Genomic DNA, 14,896 nt, shown 5'->3' on the forward strand with positions numbered 1-14,896 from the left:
TCACTCGTCTTTAGTTTGCTTGTTTAAAAGCTTCCATCATCTCGATAAACTCGTCAAATAGATAGCTTGCGTCGTGTGGACCAGGAGCTGCATCTGGGTGAAATTGAACAGAGAAACCTGGTTGGTATCTGTGGCGAACTCCTTCAACTGACTTGTCATTGATTTCTTCGTGGGTAATGATCAAATGCTCTGGCAAGTCCTCACGGCTGACTGCATAACCATGGTTTTGGCTGGTAAAGTCTACGCGTCCTGTTGCAATTTCACGTACAGCGTGGTTAAATCCACGGTGACCAAATTTCATCTTGTAGGTCTTAGCCCCATTTGCCATGGCAAAGAGTTGGTGTCCCATACAAATTCCGAAAATTGGAATTTTCCCTTGCACACCACGAATCATGTCCAGTGCTTCTGGAACGTCTTCTGGGTTACCTGGACCATTTGACAGCATAACTCCATCAGGATTTAGGTGGAGAATTTCTTCTGCTGTTGTTGAATAAGGAACAACCGTCACGTTACAGTTACGCTTAGAAAGTTCACGTAGGATTGAGTGCTTGAGACCAAAGTCCACTAGCACCACGCTCAAACCAACTCCTGGAGCTGGATAGGAAGTTTTCGTAGAAACCTGTTTGATATTGTCTGTCGGCAAGACTGTTGCTTGCAGCTGGTCCGTCACATGGTCCATACTGTCCCCGACGTGAGTCAAGGTTGCACGCATGGTACCATGTTTACGGATAATCTTAGTAAGGGCACGCGTATCAATCCCTGAAATACCTGGAATTTTCTTAGCTTTCAAAAATTCATCCAAGGTCATTTGATTCCGCCAGTTGCTAGCTCGACGCGCTTCTTCGAAAACGACAACTCCTTTACAAGTTGGAATGATGGATTCGTAATCATCACGATTAATTCCATAATTTCCCACCAAAGGATAAGTGAAGGTCAAGATTTGTCCATTATAAGATTGGTCTGTAATGGATTCTTGGTAACCAGTCATCCCTGTGTTAAAGACGATTTCGCCTGTTACATCAATATCTGCTCCGAAGGCCTTGCCTTCAAAAACTGTGCCATCTTCTAATACTAGAAGTCTTTTTGTCATATTTTCACCTCTCGTGGACGCTCACTGGCGTCTTTTAACGTCTTGTGTTTTAGTTGGCGTTTCTACTCGCCAGTACGGATTCTAAGATTGCCATCCGAACAAAGACACCGTTGGTCATTTGTTGGACAATGCGTGATTTTGGTGCTTCAACCAAGTGGTCAGCAATTTCCACATCTCGATTCACTGGAGCAGGATGCATAATGATTGCTGTTTCTTTTAAGCGATTATAGCGTTCTTGGTTCAAACCGTGTTGAGCATGGTAGTCTTCTTTTGAAAAAACGGCTCCACTATCATGGCGTTCATGTTGAACGCGGAGTAACATCAAAACATCCACCTGATCAACAATCTCATCAATAGTTACAAACTGTCCATAGTCCGCAAACTCTTGACTTCTCCATTCCTCAGGTCCTGCAAAGAACAGTTCAGCTCCCAAGCGTTTCAAAATCTGCATATTGGATTTGGCAACGCGTGAGTGGTCCAAGTCGCCTGCAATAGCAACCTTGAGACCCTCAAAGTGGCCAAATTCTTCATAAATAGTCATCAAATCAAGCAAGCTCTGACTAGGATGTTGACCTGAGCCATCCCCACCATTGATAATGGAAGTCGTAATCGACGGACTTGCAATCAACTCTCTGTAATAGTCGACCTCTGGGTGGCGAATCACACAGACATCCACTCCTAGAGCAGATAGAGTCAAAATAGTGTCATAAAGTGTCTCACCCTTATTGACAGAACTAGTTTTCACATCAAAGTCCAGTCGCTCCAACCCTAGCTTAATCTCTGCCACTTCAAAGGACTTATGTGTCCGTGTAGAATCTTCAAAAAAGAGATTCGATACGATAGGTTTGTTCTCGTAGGGAAGTTGGGCTCCATTTTTAAACTCAATCCCTCGTTTGATTAATTTCATCACTTGATCAATTGTAAGATCTTCCATGGAAACCACATGGTTCAATGCTTGTTGATTTTCTGACATGGCTACTCCTTCAGCTTTCTAAGCTTCTTCAGTAATCAGAACTCTGTCTTGGCCATCAAGTTCTGTCATCTCTACGATGATTTCTTCAGAACGACTGGTTGGGATATTTTTCCCAACGTAATCTGGACGGATAGGCAATTCTCTATGTCCACGATCTACTAGCACCGCAAGACTCACGCGCGCAGGACGACCATGTCCGACAATGTTATCGATCGCAGCACGGATGGTACGACCTGTATAGAGTACATCATCCACCAAGATAACTTCACGGTCTGTCACATCAACAGAAATCAAAGAAGTATCTTCTCCGCTTTTAACATCATCACGGAAAGGTTTGGTGTCCAATTCCACAACAGGAACAGTGATGTTTTCCAACTGCTCCAAGCGTTCTTTGATACGATGAGCGATGAAAACACCACGCGTTTTTATCCCAGCTAGGATAATTTTATTCAAATCTTTATTGCGCTCAATAATCTCATAAGTAATACGCGTAATCGCTCGTTTGACAGTCAATTCGTCTACAACTTCTTTTGTCTTCATGACAAACCTCCAAAAAGAAAAGTCTCCTTCTACAAGGAGACTTGAAATGTATAGTCAAGCGAGCCCTACTATAAACAGTATAGACTTCACCCTTCTACTTTATCGCGCTCCTTGCCTGCCTCACGGGACAGGTTTAAAGGACTATTTAGTTACTATTTACTATAGCACAAAGCACCCTTAAAATCAAGCAAAAACTTTTTCAGAGTCCCCTTAAACATTACTAAAATCATATAATTGGGGATAGTGATCGCATTCTGGATTTTTGGGATGGCAGATAGCTCGTCCAAAGTAAATCATGGCCTGGTGAGCTGCTAACCACTCTTCTGGTGGCAGAACATCCATGACACGTTTTTCTACTTCAAGTGGCGTAGCTGATTTTTTAACGATATCGTGATGCTTACAGATACGCTCCACATGGGTGTCCACTGCAAAAGCTGGAATTCCAAAGCCCACACTCATGACAACATTGGCTGTCTTGCGACCAACTCCTGCTAGACTTTCTAATTCCTCTCGAGTCTGAGGAACTTGACCATCAAAATCGTCTAGTAACTGTTGGGCACATTTTTTAAGGAATTTAGCCTTATTTCGATACAGTCCCAGGCGAGAAATGTGTGAAGCAATTTCACTTTCAGTAGCGACAGACATAGCTTGTGGCGTTGGAAAAGAAGCAAAGAGACCTGGTGTGGCCTTATTTACCGCTGCATCTGTCGTCTGGGCTGACAACATCACCGCAACCAGTAGTTCAAAATGATTGGTAAAATCAAGACTAGGCTTAGCATCTGGAAAGAGGGCAATAATTTCCTCTATGACATGACGGGCACGTTTCTTGGATAAAACCATCTACTCGTCTCCATCAAATAGTCCTTGCAAGCCAGCAAATGGACTGTTTTCTTCTTTCTTGACTGCTTGTTGGGCTTGGTATTCTTCCTCAGTCATGATTTGCCAGTCATTTCCAGACACAAAACCTTGACCAGCTTCTTCTTCAGCGGTCAAGACTTTGATTGGGATATTGAGCAAGATATTATCTGCTACGCTCTCAGCAAGGTCGATTTCCCCATTTTCGATAGGCAAGACCAGGTCATCATCAAGAACTTCTTGGTCTAGTTGATTGGTTGCTCCCTCCATGAAGACCTCTGTCACTGGATATGACTCAGCCAACTCAACTGGCTCCATACTGCGGCTGGAAGCAAGAACAATGGTATATGACAACTGATAGTCTAAGAAATACAGACGGTCTTCGTACTGCACCTTCCCAACAGCAAGGATATCTTTGACATCTAAAATTTCTTGATTTCGTTTACGCAAGTCTGCTGCCAGGTCTAAAGCTTGTTCAAAGTGTAGACCTTCAGGCTGCTTACGAATTTCTTGAATATTTAACTTCATTTTTCCTCCATAAAGATGTACTCACTTGATTATACCATGAAAAGGCTATAAGTCAGCCTCACAAACTTTGATATTAAAATCTCATTTTTTAACATATTTACTATGACAAACTTTCCTATTAGTGCTATACTATAGGCAAGAATACATCAGAGCAAGGAGGATGCTCATATGGAAGACAAAGCACTCATCACTGAAGCTTACCAACTCCTTTCCGAGTTAAATAAAAGTTACCAAAGCTGCAAACAAGGAACAGCCGATGATTTCCGTCTACAAGAACTGCTGAACACCACTCTCAAGGAACTTAAAAAAGCGGAAAAGATTGACAACAGTATCTTAATCGACCTCGAGAAATTTTACCAACGTACCAGTCTTCTGATTGGACTTGGTAGCCTAAAACTAAACGATCAAGCTCGTGCTTCTTGGCGCAACTATGACAAGTTCCATTACGAGCATGTCAAACACGTATTGACTCTCTATGGACCTGTTTTTGGATTCTGATACTCTTCGAAAATCTCTTCAAACCACGTCATCTTCGCCTTGCCGTTGGTATGGGTTACTGACTTCGTCAGCTCTATCTGCAACCTCAAAGCTGTGCTTTGAGCAGTCTTCGGGTCGCTTCCTAGTTTGCCCTTTGATTTTCATTGAGTATAAAACCTAGAATTTCCTGTTTTCTATTGACAAAATTTCCTGAAAGGTATAGGATAGAGGTACTAATACTCGGAGGTAAGGGAGACATGAACAACTAATCTATCAAATAAAGAACCTTTATTTAGTAGATCTTGTTTTTGTCTCTTTTTGTGTGCTCTTTTATACTAGATTTTCTAGTATCTTGTCCTCATTGAAAATCAAAAAACTGGAAAGCTAATCATCTGCCCCTCTTGGGTTAGGCAGCTCCAAGCTAGTTTGACGACCTTTTCAATGAGGATATTAGAGTTTTTGACAGTGACTTTGGGCTCTACTAGATAAAGTAGAGCTTTTTGTTATGCACTATCGACATTCTAGAAAGGGCAACAATATGATAAAAATCAATCATCTGACCATCACACAAAACAAAGATCTACGAGATCTTGTATCTGACCTAACCATGACTATCCAAGACGGAGAAAAGGTTGCTATTATTGGTGAAGAAGGAAATGGTAAATCGACTTTACTACGAGCTTTAATGGGGGAAGCATTGCCTGATTTTACTATCAAGGGCGACATCCATTCTGACCTTCAATCACTGGCCTACATTCCTCAAAAACTCCCCGAGTTCCTGAAAAATAGAACTCTACATGACTACTTCTTTTTGGATTCTGCTGATTTAGACTACAGCATTCTTTATCGTTTGGCGGAGGAGTTGCACTTTGATAGTGATCGCTTCGCTAGTGAACAACTAATCGGTAGTCTATCAGGTGGCGAAGCCTTAAAAGTTCAACTCATTCATGAATTGTCTAAACCTTTTGAAGTTCTTTTTTTAGATGAACCTTCAAATGACCTAGACCTTGAGACGGTTGATTGGCTAAAAAGGCAGATACAAAAGACCAGGCAAACCGTTATTTTCATTTCCCATGATGAAGACTTTCTTTCTCATACGGCAGATACTATTGTCCACCTGCGACTGGTCAAGCATCGGAAAGAAGCAGAAACGCTAGTCGAGCATTTAGACTATAATCGCTATAGTGACCAGAGAAAGGCTAATTTTGCCAGACAAAGCCAGCAAGCTGCTAACGACCAGAGAGCCTATAATAAAACCATGGAAAAACATCGTCGCGTTAAGCAGAATGTAGAAAATGCTTTGCGAAATACTAAAAATGATGTTGTTGGGCGCCTATTGGCTAAAAAGATGAAAAATGTACTCTCTCAAGAAAAACGCTTTGAAAAGGAAGCCCAGTCCATGACCCAAAAGCCACTTGACGAGGAACAAATCCAACTTTTCTTTTCAGATATCCAACCATTACCGGCTTCTAAAGTCTTAATCCAACTGGAAAAGGAAAATTTGTCCATTGGAGAGCGCGTTTTAGCTCAGGGGTTACAACTAACGGTCCGTGGCCAAGATAAAATCGGTATCATCGGGCCAAATGGTGCTGGAAAATCAACTCTGTTAGCCAAGTTGCAGCAACTACTAAGCGCCAAAAGAGAGATTTCGCTTGGTTTTATGCCACAAGATTACCATAAAAAACTGCAATTAGATCTATCTCCAGTAGCCTATCTCAGCCAAACTGGACAAAAAGAGGAACTACAGAAAATCCAATCTCACCTAGCCAGTCTCAATTTCAACTATCCAGAGATGCACCACCAAATCCGCTCCCTATCTGGCGGGCAACAAGGTAAACTCCTACTTTTGGATTTAGTGTTGCGCAAACCAAACTTTCTCCTTCTGGATGAGCCTACACGTAATTTTTCTCCCACTTCTCAACCTGAAATCAGAAAACTATTTGCCTCATATCCCGGCGGTCTGATCACTGTTTCGCATGACAGACGCTTCTTAAAAGAGGTCTGTACGAGTATCTATCGTTTGACAGATCGTGGTTTGGAAGTTGTTGATTTACAAGATTTATAAATGTTGAACATAGCAAAAATCCAGAGACGATCTCTGGATTTTGTTTACACACGTCTTTCTTGGGATCATTGATATAAAGAGCGCTTCTGGCGTCTTTTACGTGACAGATTATGCTCTGACTTTTGTTTAAATTATATAAGCTAGAAATCATTTTTTACTATTTTACAGCTCAAAGCATTCTAATGCATCATTATCTCATATACAAAAAGCAAAATGCAACCAGATTATTGAGGACATGCAAAAGAATGGAATTCCATAGGTTGTCAGAAGTCTTATACCTTACCCCAAATGCAAATCCCATACCTAAATAGCTGATAAAGCTAGGAATAGTATAGGGACCATGCAGATAAGCAAAAAGAAGCGACGTGGCAAACAAGCCAAAATATGTATTCTTAAATACTATCCCCTGTAACATACCTCGCATAAAGATTTCTTCCGTGACAGGTGCCAAAACACAGAGATCCACAAAAAGTACAGACCATGAAAGTGATAAACTTTGCACAGTTTGAGTTGTGTCTGATTGGGTAGGGCCTAAAAAATTGACCAAAATATAAAAGAGGAAAAGCAAGGCGTATGAAAGAAAACATTTAAGAATATCTTTTAGGTAGATTTTCCGAATGTGAAACAAGTCATACTTTTTTCCTACATATAAAAATATTGCAAGTTCAACAAGCGTAAAAAGGATGGATAGCGGTAATGAATTTATTCGCATAATTTTCTCTGCTATACTCAAATGAATTGGCATAAAAATCAAAATCAAGAAAAACGTCATCCAGCGCTTATACATCATTCACCTCAATTATATAGAATTACATATATTATACTATTTTTTGGTGAGATAACAAGTTAAAAGCGAGATACTAAAAGCAAAAAAATCCAGAGACGACCTCTGGATTTTGTTTACATGTGTTTCAAGCGTTCGATTCGTTCTGAGATAGGTGGGTGGGTATAAAAGAGTTTTTGTAGTCCCCCACCTTTCTTAGGATCATTGATGTACAGAGCACTGCTGGCATCATCGACATGGTGATGCATTGGCTCGCTATTGTCTAACTTGCGCAGTGCATTGATCATCCCTTGAGGATTGCGAGTCAGCTCCACACTGGATGCGTCCGCTAGAAATTCCCGCTGGCGAGAGATAGCTAGTTGTACCAAGGTTGCTGCCAAGGGAGCCAAAACAATTGCTAGGAGAGAGATGACAAGCATGATAATCTCTAGACCATTTCCATCGCGATCATTATCACTCCGTCTGCGACCTGCGCCACCCCACCACATCATCCGACCAGCCATACTAGATAGCAGGGTAATAGCACTAGCAAGGGCGACAGCAATGGTCGAAATGCGGATATCGTAGTTTCGGATATGACTGACTTCATGGCCCATAACAGCTTCTAGCTCCTCACGATTCATGATAGCCAGAAGACCCGACGTTGCTGCGACTGCTGCATTCTGCGGATTCGAACCTGTTGCAAAGGCATTTAAAGAAGAATCCTCAATGATGAAAACACGTGGCATGGGAATCTGAGCGACCATGGCCATATCTTCCACTACATGGTAGAGGTCTGGTGCTGTTTGCTCATCAACCTCACGCGCCCCATTCATAGACATGACAATCTCTGTCGATTGAAAGATCATGGTTAAGGCATAGACAAGACCAATGATTAGGGCTATAATCATGCCCCCAAGACCTGATCTCATGAAGAGATAGCCAACGGCATAACCAACCAAGGCCAAGAGTAGGAAGAAAACCAGCAACAAAATCCACGTTTTTCGTTTATTGCTCGCAATTTGATCAAACAACATCTTAGTCACCTAAACCACTAAAGTCAACTTTAGGAACTGCCTTTTCCTCTTCAGGTGTTTGAAGGAAGTCCGCAGCTTTAAAGCCAAATAGTCCTGCGATGACATTACTTGGGAAGCTTTCAAGTTTTACATTGTAGTTGCTGACAACACTGTTGTAGAGTTGGCGTGAGTAAGAAATTTTATTTTCTGTATTGGTCAACTCTTCTTGTAATTTGATAAAGTTAGCGCTAGCTTTCAAGTCTGGGTAATTCTCTGCTACTGCAAAGATACCAGAAATCTGGCGGGTAAGGGCATCACTGGCCTTCATAGCTTCTGCTGGTGAAGTTGCTGCAGCTACTTGTCTACGAAGTTCTGTCACCTTTTCCAAGGTAGAACCTTCATATTTAGCATAGCCTTTGATTGTTTCAATCAAGTTAGGGAGGAGATCATTACGACGCTTCAACTGAACATCGATCTGGCTCCAAGCCTCCTTGGTCTGCATACGATTTTTAACCAAACCGTTATAGCTAACAATCACAAAAATAACAATCAGAGCCAAAACTCCAAGAATAATCCAAGTCATAATCTTATTCCTTTCTGCTTTTAGATTACTACCAGTATATCAAAATTTTAATGAATATGGTAAAATAAGATGATACTAGAGAAGGAAACGACTATGAAACCAGAAACATTTTACAGCCTACTAGCTGAGCAAAATCTTCCACTTTCTGACCAGCAAAAGAACCAATTTGAACGCTATTTTGAACTCTTGGTCGAGTGGAATGAAAAGATTAACCTGACCGCTATTACAGATAAAGAAGAAGTTTATCTCAAACATTTTTATGATTCGATTGCACCCATCCTACAAGGCTTGATTTCAAATGAAACTATCAAACTTCTTGATATCGGGGCTGGGGCAGGATTTCCTAGTCTTCCTATGAAAATCCTCTATCCTCAGTTAGATGTGACCATCATTGATTCGCTCAATAAGCGCATCAACTTCCTTCAGCTTTTGGCTCAGGAGCTGGATTTGGACGGTGTTCACTTCTACCATGGACGGGCAGAAGACTTTGCCCAAGACAAGAAATTCCGTGCTCAGTTTGATATGGTGACGGCTCGTGCGGTTGCCCGTATGCAGATCTTATCTGAGTTGACCATCCCCTATCTTAAAGTTGGCGGAAAACTCTTGGCACTCAAGGCCAGCAATGCCCCTGAGGAATTGCTGGAAGCCAAGAACGCTCTCAACCTCCTCTTTAGCAAGGTAGAGAACAACCTCAGCTATGCCCTGCCAAATGGAGATCCGCGCTACATCACTGTGGTCGAAAAGAAAAAGGAGACGCCTAACAAGTACCCAAGAAAGGCTGGCATGCCCAACAAACGCCCACTTTAAACAATTTACAAAATCAATCCTAGCTTTCGCATTTCTGGGCTCGGGAAAAAATGATTTACAAAATCATTCCTCGCTCTCGTATTTCTGGGCTCGGGAAAAATTCGTTTACAAAACGAATTTTTTCTGCTATACTATCCTAAGCAAAGGTTTTTAATGTCATCCTGTGAGGTGACGAAGGCGCAGATTTATATAAATTTTTAAAAGATAGCTATTTTTTAAAAAGTCTTACTCTGAGGGCCTATTGCTGCAAAATAATGGGCTCTTTTTTGGTGCCCAAAAGTGAGGTTTTTATGAAACAGGAATCAACTGTTGACTTGTTACTAGACGTTGATCAACGTCCTTCTGCTGGTAAAGGTATTCTTCTAAGCTTCCAGCACGTGTTTGCTATGTTTGGTGCAACCATTCTCGTTCCCTTAATTTTGGGAATGCCCGTATCGGTTGCTCTCTTCGCTTCCGGTATTGGAACACTTATCTACATGATTTCTACTGGTTTTAAGGTTCCAGTTTATCTAGGTTCTTCATTCGCCTTTATCACGGCTATGTCTCTAGCCATGAAAGAAATGGGGGGCGATGTTTCTGCTGCTCAAACTGGAGTTATCTTGACTGGTTTGGTCTATGTCCTTGTAGCAGCAAGTGTTCGTTTTGCAGGTACGAAATGGATTGATAAACTCTTGCCACCAATCATTATCGGACCTATGATTATCGTTATCGGTCTTGGTCTTGCTGGTTCTGCTGTAACGAATGCTGGACTTGTAGCAGACGGAAACTGGAAGAACGCTCTTGTAGCTGTCGTGACGTTCTTGATTGCTGCCTTTATCAATACAAAAGGAAAAGGTTTCCTTCGTATCATTCCTTTCCTCTTTGCCATCATCGGTGGTTATATCTTCGCTATGATGCTTGGTTTGGTTGACTTTACCCCAGTCCTTCAAGCCAACTGGTTTGAAATTCCTGGTTTCTACTTGCCATTTAGTACAGGTGGAGCCTTTAAAGAGTACAACTTGTACTTCGGTCCTGAAACAATCGCCATCTTACCAATCGCTATTGTAACCATTTCAGAACACATCGGAGACCACACAGTTTTGAGCCAAATCTGTGGCCGTCAATTCCTGAAAGAACCAGGACTTCACCGTACGCTTCTCGGTGACGGTATCGCGACATCTGTATCCGCCTTCCTCGGTGGACCAGCTAATACGACTTACGGAGAAAATACAGGAGTTATCGGCATGACTCGTATCGCTTCCGTCTCTGTTATCCGTAACGCGGCCTTCATTGCCATTGCTCTTAGCTTCCTAGGTAAATTCACTGCCTTGATTTCAACCATTCCAAATGCTGTGCTTGGTGGCATGTCCATCCTTCTCTACGGAGTTATCGCCAGCAATGGTTTGAAAGTTTTGATTAAGGAACGCGTTGACTTCAGCCAGATGCGTAACCTCATCATCGCTAGTGCTATGTTGGTACTTGGACTTGGTGGAGCAATCCTTAAACTCGGTCCAGTAACCCTTTCAGGTACTGCTCTATCAGCCATGACAGGAATCATCTTGAACTTGATTTTGCCACACGAAAATAAAGACTAATCATCTATACACAAAAAATCCACTCGATTGAGTGGATTTTTTAATTACTTACTCTTTATTTCCAGCAGTAAATCTTTCAATGAAATAATGGTCACGGCTAGTAAAATCATAGCCATACCGACAAAATCAATCGCATAAAACTGTTCCTTCATAATCAGAAAGGCAAAGAAAACGGCAGAAATTGGCTCTATGGAAGCCAATAAACTAGACTTAACAGGGCCTATCAGACTAGCTCCCTTTAAGAAAGCTGTATATGCAAAGACCGTTCCGATGATGATAATCCCAGCAAATGCAAAGAGAAAATCTAAGCTGGTTGGTATGCTAGCCCGTAAGACTTCTGTAAAGGGAAGAGTCACTACACCAGAAATAACCATCCCGACACCAATCACCAAAATACTGCCCCACTTCTTAATCAAAGCAATAGGAAGGATGATATAGAGGGCATAGGTCAAGGCTGAAAAAAGGCCCCAGAAAAGTCCAGCAGGTGTGACAGACAACTGGTCGACTTTTCCATGCGTCGCGATCAGAAAAGTTCCTCCTATAGCCAATCCAATCGAAATAATCTCAGCCAGTGTCGGAGCTACCTTATCTTTCATACAGGTATAGACCAAAATCCCAACGGGGCATACATACTGGAGAACTGTCGCCGTTCCAGCATTGGTTTCCTGAATGGCAGAAAGATAGGCAAACTGGTTTAAGAAAAGTCCAAAAACTGCAAATAGCAACAGAGATAGTAGACTTTTTCTGTCTTTTAAAAAAGCATAGAGTTTATCCTTTGAAGTCGCATAGGATAAGATTACTAGTGCCAAGCCTGCAATGATAAGTCGCAAATTGGTCAAGACTAAAGCAGAAATCCCGTGTGCCATTAGGTATTGGCCACTGGTTCCAGACAAGCCCCAAGCAATCCCTGCCACTACTGTATACAGAGTTCCTTTTACGGTTTTTGACATACTTCTTCCCACTCCTCTTGACGAATCATTTCCATCACTTGGTTTCGATCGACTATCCACTGGGCACGCTCATCCTTCTCATACGTTCGATTGGATAGAAAGATAGCCGCTTCCTGCTTCTCCCGATTCCACATAATGAAGGTACCTGTATAACCCGTATGGTCGAGCCAAGCTCCTTCCAGATTCCATGATAGAGACCGCTCCTTATCATCTAAAGGAGAAAAATCTCGAGTCAAATCTGCTGCAAAATCATCTTTCAAATAATGTTCCAGAAAGATTTGCAGATCCTTAACAGTCGAAAACAAACCAGCACTTCCTGCGTGTATCCCTAATAGACGGGCTTTAGGATCGTGAATGATTCCGGCCTCTACTCCTCTCACTGTTGGTACAGCTTGCTCAACAGGACCAAACATCGTTTCCTTCATCCCCCATGGTCCCAAAACTTGTTCTTCTATAATCTGATCCAAGTCTTGGTTAAAAATTTTTTCCAAAAGAAAGCCCAAGAGTAAAAAGTGAACGTCCGAGTATAGGAAGGCTGGCTGATTTCGTCTGTTGAGGTGAAACATGGCTTCTCTCAATTCCTCTGCACTTAACTTGTCTCGGTTGGGAATAAAGGGATCCAAGTCTGTGGCATGAGTCAGAAGTTGCCGTATAGTGATATCAGGATAATCACACTCCGGTAAAAAATCCGTCACCGGTCGCTCAATATCGAATTTGCTCTGCTGCCACAAGAAGGTCAAAACCGTCCCCACTCCCACGACCTTACTCACACTTGCCAAATCATAAACCAAACCACTTTCTACCTTCAAGTCTCGTTCTGGATCACTCAAACCTAGATAAGACTCTTTCCATTCACCATCCTTATAATACGCAAAAGAGGCCCCGGGATAAATCCCTGCCTCGATTTGATTTTCTATTTTTCTTAGAATTTTTCCCAACTTCATGCTTCTTCAAACCACAATTCAATGTTATTGGTATCTTTACCAAGGAAGAATTTTTCAGACTTAGGGACAAAGTAGCCTGTCTTTTCAAATTTCTGACGAAGACTGGTTAGATCAAAATTCTTTACTAAAAATTTTAACATCGTCAGGTCCCAAGTGACATTGTTTTCAACAGCCAAATCTGGTCCTTGCCCTTTAGTAAAGGTAATTACTGGCGCTACTCCTTCAGGATCAAGTAAACTCTCTGTCCCTTCAGGCAAACGCAACTCCATAGAAACCTCAAATTGGCTCACGTATTTTATACTTGTATTTGAATAAAATTCAGGAACAGTTTCCAGTGGAACCAGATCTCTTACATCATTTTCCGCATGAACAAGGATCACATCCTCTTCAGGTGAAACAATCTCAAAAGCATACCCTCGGTTTCCTTTAAATAGACGAGGAAGAGACTTCATCTGAGAAAGAAGGGCCTCGATTTCAGAGGGATTTTCAACCTTTATCAAGAGTCTAGCTAGCTTCTTAAGTCCTTCAACTCTGCGTGTTCGCATGCTTGGAGACTCTTCTAAAATCAATCTCTCCGTACCCGTCTGGTCGCCTAATGAAAGAAAGGCAGACTCTTCCAGCAAAGGTTTCATCCCCAGGGTTTCAATGTAAAATCTTTCATTTAATTTTCGATTATTAACTTTCAAAGTCGGAACGATCCGAACAATCTCATTCACATTCATAAATTCCTCCAACTCTTTTATTTTAAAGGATTTTCGAATATTTTACAAGTCATATCTATTTTATTTAGAAATTTTACAAGAAAAAAACTGGGATTCCCCAGTTTCATTTCTTATAGGTAAAGTAGTTTGAATAGTGCTACTGCTGCAATACCCGCTGCAATTGGAGCTACAACTGGAACCCATGCATACCACCATTTTGAATCACCCTTGTGTTGACCAAGAACTGATTTTGGAAGGAGTTCGTGAAGAAGACGTGGTCCGAAGTCACGAGCTGGGTTCAAACCAGGTCCAGTAGGTCCACCGAGTGAAGTTACCAAGGCCATTACTAGGAAACCAAGTGCCAAGTGCGCAACTGAGATCCCAGCAGCTGTATGTGGAGCTACTTGAGCTTTCACTGCCAATTCACTTAAATCAACAGTTTGTCCAGCTTGAGTAGCCATTTGTTTCATGTATTGAAGAACCTCAGCTCCAAAGAAGTTTTTAGTCAAACCAAGTGCTGCAAAGAAAAGAACAAATGAACCTACAAACTCATTGAGGAAGCCGTTAACAGTAGCTGCAAAACGTGATTCTTTTGTACCGTGGTCGATGCTTGAAATCGTTGAGAAGGTACCCAAGATATTGTTAGGGTTTTCTGTTTTCAAGTAGTAAGGACGGTGAGTCGCTACAACCAAAGCTTGACCGAAGATTGCTCCCAAAACTTGTGCTATGATGTAAAATGGTACTTGCTCCCAAGAGAAAAGACCACTAACAGCAAGTCCAAGAGTGAAAGCTGGGTTGATGTGGTTTCCTGATACATTACCAAACATCAAGGCTGGGATCATAACCCCCATACCATAACCAACTGCGATAACTAGCCAGCCACTTTGGTGACCTTTCGTACCTTTAAGTTCAACGTTAGCAACTGCACCATTACCAAGAATGATCAAAATAGCAGTTCCCAAGAATTCTGTGGCATATTTAATAGCCCATGTAAAATCCATTTGATAGATTCTCCTTAAATTTTTTTAGA

General features: G+C 41.7%; 16 protein-coding genes. 4 read left to right on the plus strand and 12 right to left on the minus strand.

Translation table 11 applies throughout. From position 1 onward, the window contains the following. Positions 1–10: 10 nt before the first annotated feature. From B7714_RS07185 to B7714_RS07205, 5 genes are all read right to left on the minus strand, one after another. Positions 11–1,090: a carbamoyl phosphate synthase small subunit gene (locus B7714_RS07185; protein ID WP_000166847.1), complete on the minus strand. Its 1,080-nt coding sequence runs from the start codon at positions 1,088–1,090 to the stop codon at positions 11–13. 49 nt (positions 1,091–1,139) lie between these two features. Continuing rightward, positions 1,140–2,063, minus strand: coding sequence for an aspartate carbamoyltransferase catalytic subunit (locus B7714_RS07190; RefSeq protein ID WP_084860100.1), 924 nt, complete (start codon positions 2,061–2,063; stop codon positions 1,140–1,142). Positions 2,064–2,081: 18 nt separating this feature from the next. Next, the gene (gene pyrR / locus B7714_RS07195; RefSeq protein ID WP_000850018.1) at positions 2,082–2,603 is read right to left on the minus strand and encodes a bifunctional pyr operon transcriptional regulator/uracil phosphoribosyltransferase PyrR; all 522 of its coding nucleotides are present in this window, start codon (positions 2,601–2,603) and stop codon (positions 2,082–2,084) included. Between the two features lie 210 nt (positions 2,604–2,813). Next, positions 2,814–3,443 (minus strand): endonuclease III, encoded by a 630-nt coding sequence (nth, locus tag B7714_RS07200; protein WP_084860101.1) that lies wholly within the window; start codon positions 3,441–3,443, stop codon positions 2,814–2,816. Then, positions 3,444–3,986, minus strand: a complete 543-nt coding sequence (locus B7714_RS07205; RefSeq protein WP_000773191.1) for a YceD family protein — start codon at positions 3,984–3,986, stop codon at positions 3,444–3,446. It lies immediately after the preceding gene. A gap of 168 nt (positions 3,987–4,154) precedes the next feature. Here B7714_RS07205 and B7714_RS07210 point away from each other — a divergent pair, with 168 nt between their 5' ends. Then, a complete protein-coding gene (locus B7714_RS07210) occupies positions 4,155–4,484 on the plus strand; it encodes a helicase BlpT (RefSeq protein ID WP_084860102.1) in 330 nt (109 codons plus the stop codon). Between the two features lie 484 nt (positions 4,485–4,968). Then, positions 4,969–6,528 carry an ATP-binding cassette domain-containing protein gene (locus B7714_RS07220; protein WP_084860103.1) on the plus strand — a complete coding sequence of 520 codons (1,560 nt, stop codon included), beginning with the start codon at positions 4,969–4,971 and terminating at the stop codon, positions 6,526–6,528. A gap of 190 nt (positions 6,529–6,718) precedes the next feature. On the opposite strand, the gene B7714_RS07225 is transcribed toward B7714_RS07220, so the two are convergent. From B7714_RS07225 to B7714_RS07235, 3 genes are all read right to left on the minus strand, one after another. Further along, a complete protein-coding gene (locus B7714_RS07225) occupies positions 6,719–7,318 on the minus strand; it encodes a CPBP family intramembrane glutamic endopeptidase (protein WP_223341666.1) in 600 nt (199 codons plus the stop codon). Between the two features lie 110 nt (positions 7,319–7,428). Next, entirely contained in the window at positions 7,429–8,328 is a 900-nt protein-coding gene (htpX, locus tag B7714_RS07230) for a zinc metalloprotease HtpX (RefSeq protein ID WP_049506037.1), read from the minus strand. 1 nt (position 8,329) lies between these two features. Next, entirely contained in the window at positions 8,330–8,890 is a 561-nt protein-coding gene (locus B7714_RS07235; protein ID WP_084860104.1) for a LemA family protein, read from the minus strand. 93 nt (positions 8,891–8,983) lie between these two features. Between B7714_RS07235 and rsmG the strand changes: the two genes are divergently transcribed. Then, on the plus strand, positions 8,984–9,697 hold the full coding sequence (gene rsmG / locus B7714_RS07240) for a 16S rRNA (guanine(527)-N(7))-methyltransferase RsmG (protein WP_084860105.1): 714 nt from the start codon (positions 8,984–8,986) through the stop codon (positions 9,695–9,697). A gap of 290 nt (positions 9,698–9,987) precedes the next feature. Continuing rightward, entirely contained in the window at positions 9,988–11,271 is a 1,284-nt protein-coding gene (locus B7714_RS07245) for a uracil-xanthine permease family protein (protein WP_000808282.1), read from the plus strand. A 44-nt stretch (positions 11,272–11,315) separates the two neighbouring features. Here B7714_RS07245 and B7714_RS07250 read toward each other — a convergent pair whose 3' ends face one another. The 4 genes from B7714_RS07250 to gla all read right to left on the minus strand — a co-directional run bounded on the left by B7714_RS07250 (position 11,316) and on the right by gla (position 14,867). Continuing rightward, the gene (locus B7714_RS07250) at positions 11,316–12,221 is read right to left on the minus strand and encodes a DMT family transporter (RefSeq protein ID WP_084860106.1); all 906 of its coding nucleotides are present in this window, start codon (positions 12,219–12,221) and stop codon (positions 11,316–11,318) included. Further along, entirely contained in the window at positions 12,206–13,165 is a 960-nt protein-coding gene (locus tag B7714_RS07255; RefSeq protein WP_084860107.1) for a serine hydrolase domain-containing protein, read from the minus strand. Before B7714_RS07255 ends, B7714_RS07250 begins: the two co-directional genes overlap by 16 nt. Then, a complete protein-coding gene (locus tag B7714_RS07260; RefSeq protein WP_084860108.1) occupies positions 13,162–13,887 on the minus strand; it encodes a CppA N-terminal domain-containing protein in 726 nt (241 codons plus the stop codon). Before B7714_RS07260 ends, B7714_RS07255 begins: the two co-directional genes overlap by 4 nt. A 110-nt stretch (positions 13,888–13,997) precedes the next feature. Next, positions 13,998–14,867: an aquaglyceroporin Gla gene (gene gla / locus B7714_RS07265; protein ID WP_084860109.1), complete on the minus strand. Its 870-nt coding sequence runs from the start codon at positions 14,865–14,867 to the stop codon at positions 13,998–14,000. Positions 14,868–14,896 lie beyond the last annotated feature (29 nt).

Source organism: Streptococcus oralis subsp. oralis, from assembly GCF_002096595.1.
Taxonomy (GTDB): Bacteria; Bacillota; Bacilli; order Lactobacillales; family Streptococcaceae; genus Streptococcus; species Streptococcus oralis_D.